The organism is Mesorhizobium sp. M7A.F.Ca.AU.002.02.1.1 (genome assembly GCF_003998535.1).
Lineage (GTDB): Bacteria > Pseudomonadota > Alphaproteobacteria > Rhizobiales > Rhizobiaceae > Mesorhizobium > Mesorhizobium ciceri.
In genome coordinates, this window is the sequence record NZ_RZPB01001067.1 from 1 (window position 1) to 1650 (window position 1650).

General features: G+C 60.5%; 1 protein-coding gene and 1 pseudogene. One reads left to right on the forward strand and one right to left on the reverse strand.

Translation table 11 applies throughout. From position 1 onward, the window contains the following. Positions 1-1267: caspase domain-containing protein (locus tag EN879_RS35045; RefSeq protein ID WP_245493925.1), on the forward strand; the 1267-nt coding region annotated here is incomplete at its 5' end. A gap of 45 nt (positions 1268-1312) precedes the next feature. On the opposite strand, the pseudogene EN879_RS35050 reads toward EN879_RS35045, so the two are convergent. Continuing rightward, positions 1313-1650 (reverse strand): annotated as a pseudogene (locus EN879_RS35050) (hypothetical protein); the annotation flags it as partial.

The window sequence follows — 1650 nt, forward strand, 5'->3', positions numbered from 1 at the left end:
ACTGAGGGACGCCCTGTTGTCCCGGGTGGGTTTTGATCGTATCGGCCATTGCGGTGGACTTGTGGGCGCCATTGCGCTTGTAGCGCTGGCACTGCTTTTGACTTTGTCGGCCGCCAGTGCTGAACGCCGTGTTGCGTTGGTCCTTGGCAACTCCCAATATGAGCATGCGCCGGCGCTGACCAATCCGGTACGCGACGCCCACGCCATGGCCGAACGCCTCGAGAATCTGGACTTTGAAGTCGTTTCCGGCTTCGATCTGACCAAATTGCAGACCCAGACGACGATTGCACAATTCGCAAAGCAGGTGCGCGGCGCCGATATCGCCCTTTTTTTCTACGCCGGCCACGGGTTGCAGGTTTCAGGCAGCAACTACCTTCTTCCGGTCGACGCAGCACTCGAGGACGAGACTTCGCTCGATTTCGAGGCGGTGCCCCTGGACTTCGTCCTGCCGCAAATGTCGCGCGAGACCAGCATAAGGCTGATTTTTCTCGACGCTTGCCGCGACAATCCGCTTGCCGAAGTGCTGGCAAAGACCGCCGGCGTGAAGGGGGCAAGAAGCGGCCTTGTCGAAATTCCCATCCAGAATGGTGGCGCCGGCACGCTTGTCGCGTTCGCCACCAGTCCCAATCAGGTCGCCTTTGACGGGTCGGGCCAACATTCGCCGTTCGCTTCGGCGCTGCTGGCGCATATGGGCGAAACAAACGTTTCCATCACCGAAGCCATGAACCGCGTTACCGCCGATGTCTTCAAGGTAACCGCCGGCAAACAGCGCCCCTGGAGCAATGTCTCGCTGACCACTGAGGTCGTCCTGCACAAGATCGACCTCAACGCACCGCTGATCGTCGGCGAGGCGACCACTCAGAAATCGGAAGCCGGTTCGGATGGGCGAAACGTTGCGGCAAACCCGTCGGGCGCCGACGACGCCCAACTTTCGCTCGATATGCTTCGTCAGAAAATCCCAAGGCTTGCCTCCGACGAGCCTATCTTTTTTGACCATCCTGTCGATTTCGGCGATCCGGAAATCGACGGCAAGAGCATTGCGGAGCTGATCAAGGGCAAGCCACGCTTCAGTCCTGTGGAGGGGCTCGACAAGTCGGTATGGGAAGGAAAGCACTGCGACGGTTGCCATGAATGGAACGAGGCCCGGCTGTGTGAACAGTCGAAAAATTTCGCCGCCAACGACGTGTCTGTCTTACGGCTTCAACATCCGCTTGGAACGCGCTTCAAGGTGGCGCTCGCAAAATGGGCGCAAGGTGGCTGTAAGTAGGCCAGGATGATGACGGCATCCATCGGTTTCTGCCGGGCGAATGCTCTAATCCGCATCCGCTGCTTGGCTCAGGGCCTCGATCTCAGCCATCTGGATGCCCATTTCGACAAATGCCGAAAGAACGGCGAACCGGTCAGCCAGTGCGACACGCGCCAGTCCGGCCAGAATCCCGGCATTGATTGCGTGGGCGGCTGGAAACGGCAGCAACGCCGGTGCCATCGTCGCGGCCCTGGCCGAACCATTGTCACGCCATCCCGCGGCCAGAGCAATCCAGCCGACCGGCGTTGTTGGCGGCGTCGCGCCGGCTGTGCTGAGCGCCGCCTGGTGGCGGAGACTGTCCGGTTCGCCCACCCAGTTGTGGACCAGCGGGAGCAACTGATGAT